Raw genomic sequence first — 2,793 nt, 5'->3', positions numbered from 1 at the left:
TCCTGGGGGTGTGGGGGCAAAGCCCCCGCAAGCATGGGTCGCCGACCAAGACTGCCTTCTTAAGCAGGACGCCCTCTCATAATGCGTGCATTGGCGATTATGCGCTCTTTGAACGGGAAGATCGATAAAGCAAAGCCAGTAGTTCGCACAAGGCAGACGATGTTCATTCGATCTGAACAAGCATTGAATTGACCCCTCTTAGCGCCCAGCGTAGAATCCGCCCGTCGCATAAGTAATCTCCCCTCGCGACGCTCTTCAGTCCGGGCCTCTCCGATTTCACTCTCAGCAGCAACGCATTTCATCCATTGGAGATCGACAATGAAACGCAGAGACTTCCTGAAATCCACCGCCGCTGTCGCTGGCGCTAGTATGGCGAGCCGCCTAGGGTTCGCCAAAGGCATAACTGAATCGGGCCCCCAGCCCAACATCCTCTTCATCCTCGTCGACGAGCTGCGTTGGCCCTCGGTCTTCCCCGTCGGGATCGGCAGCCCAGGACAATACTTCAAGCGCTTCATGCCCAACCTCTACAAACACGTCTGGAAGCGGGGCGTAAAATTCTCCGACTATTACACCGGGGCCTGCGCCTGCACACCTGCTCGCGGCACCATCATCACCGGCCTTTACTCCCATCAGAGCTGGCTCATGACCACCATAACCACCAATCCCAAGGTGCCGGTCCTCAATCCTGCATATCCTACCTACGGCAAGCTCCTTCAGGCAGCCGGCTACACCACCCCTTACTTCGGCAAGTGGCACGTCTCCGTCCCCAACGGCCCCAGCGACACCGCTCCGTACGGGTTCGACTGGAACAGCCCCCCCGATCCCACCGGGTACAACCTCCAGGGCACCTACGGCGACTTCAACAGTGATCCCCAATTCCACAACGACGCCTACACCACCAACCAGGCCCTCGCCTACCTGCAGAACGTCAAGACCACCGATGGCCCATGGTGCCTGACCATCGGCTACGTCAACCCGCACGACCGCGAGTTCTTCCCCGCCGGCACCGAGTTCCTCACCTACACCAACCTCTTCGCGAACTTCAACCAGAACAAACCCCCAAGCGCCCAGCTTATGCAGGTCCTGGACTATACCAATACTCCGCCGATCGTGGACTGGGACACCAACCAGCTCAAATCCCCTCCCTTCTTCGTCTACCCTTTCCTTCCGCCCAACTGGTAGAACCCCAATAACTACGCCGCAGCCGGCAAACCCACCACCCATACCTTCATTCAGCAGTTTCAAGAAGCCGTCTGGGGAGGCATCACCGCTAACCCGCGTCAGCGCGGCTTCGAGGTCAGGCCCTACGGCAACGGAGACCTTGGCTTCGGCGTCGGATTCGCGCCCTTCTAATACTGGCAACGCGGCCTCGACAGCTACACCCAGATCACCCAGATCCTCGATCAACAGATCGGTGCTGTCCTCGATCAGCTCCACCAGCTACCGCAGAGCATCATCGACAACACCGTCATCATCTTCGCCTCCGACCACGGTGAATACAGCGGCGCGCACGGCTTCGTTCAGGGCAAGATCGGCACCGTCTACGAGGAGTGCATGCACATCCCGCTCATCGTCATGGACCCCAGCGGCCGCTTCACCGACGACACCCATGTCATCCGCACCGGCCTCTGCTCCTCCGTCGACCTGCTGAACATGTTTGTTACCCTCGGCTACAAGGGCGACACGACATGGCTAACGCAGTTTCCCAATAACCAGATCTACGCCAACCGGCTCGACATGTACTCCATGCTCAAGTCGCGCTGGGCTCCCGGCAGATCTTACCTCCTCTTCTCCACCGACGAAATCGCTCCCGGCTTTTTCAACTTCAACAACTCCCCAACCAACATCGTCGCCCTCCGCACCAACGACACGAAGGTCGGTGTCTACTCCGACTGGTTGCCCGCCACCACCACCATCGACCCCGCCACTGTACAGCTCGAGTTCTACGACTACTCAACCCAGGCTGGTCGGCTCGAGCTCATCAGCCACCCCAACGACCCCCGTGCCGAACAGGGCTACGAGGCGCTCGTCAACAACTACATTCCCAATGAGCTCGCCGCACCCCTCCCCGGCAATCCACTCGATCCCAACTCGTTGCGCTTCCAGCAGCTCAAATCCGAGGCCGCGCACCTCATCTACCGCGACCTCATCAAGAACGAGCCAGATTCCACATGGCGGACCGGCAATGGCTTGCGCGAGCTGCTCGGCTATGGAGGGCAATTCTGACGAATCGTCCGAACCACCAAAAACTCAAGGGAGACGCGCATTCCGCGCGCCTCCCTCTTTCTTTCTGTTCAACATTAACGCCGTTAGGACCCAGCCTCCGGATGGCTCGCAAATTTCATGAAGCCTAGTGAAGTTGCCGGACTTCTTCTCATTTGTTGTAAATCATTTTAGCGAGCAACGGACTGCATTCCCTCAAGTGTTGATAACAGGCCTTAGCGCTCATTGACGGGATCCGGGTGGTTTGTGGCCAAACCGGAATTTTCATCTTTGACAACACCTGCCGCGAAGTGTTGATCAAGTAGTTATTTCCGGATCGGCGGTGATTCTCCCGGAACGATGTATTGTGAAAATATCGGCTTGGTGAATGACTCGGGATTTATCAAAAACAATTCTACTGGCTGGGAGATTTTACGAAGGGCTCAGTCTTCGCCAATCGCAACTCTGTCTTCTGAATCATCTGCAACCACAAAGCATCCGGATCGGAATTGAATATTGTGGCGGTGTCTGCCGGAAAAACGAACCACGCGCCCAATTGCACCTCGGTCCGCAATTGATCTTGCGTCCATC

General features: G+C 57.3%; 3 protein-coding genes. 2 read left to right on the top strand and 1 reads right to left on the bottom strand.

All coding sequences use genetic code 11. The annotated features are described in order from the left end of the window. The first annotated feature begins 318 nt into the window (after nt 1-318). On the top strand, nt 319-1,182 hold the full coding sequence (locus tag Q363_RS37140) for a sulfatase-like hydrolase/transferase (RefSeq protein WP_051979599.1): 864 nt from the start codon (nt 319-321) through the stop codon (nt 1,180-1,182). 204 nt (nt 1,183-1,386) lie between these two features. Further along, nucleotides 1,387-2,226 (top strand): sulfatase-like hydrolase/transferase, encoded by an 840-nt coding sequence (locus Q363_RS37135; protein ID WP_157468044.1) that lies wholly within the window; start codon nt 1,387-1,389, stop codon nt 2,224-2,226. A 391-nt stretch (nt 2,227-2,617) separates the two neighbouring features. Here Q363_RS37135 and Q363_RS47265 read toward each other — a convergent pair. Continuing rightward, nucleotides 2,618-2,793 (bottom strand): YqgE/AlgH family protein (locus tag Q363_RS47265; protein WP_211256457.1); only part of this gene is annotated, 176 nt, incomplete at its 5' end.

Origin of the sequence: Edaphobacter aggregans DSM 19364, from assembly GCF_000745965.1 — a bacterium.
Lineage (GTDB): Bacteria > Acidobacteriota > Terriglobia > Terriglobales > Acidobacteriaceae > Edaphobacter > Edaphobacter aggregans.
This window is presented reverse-complemented; position numbering and strand designations above follow the sequence as displayed.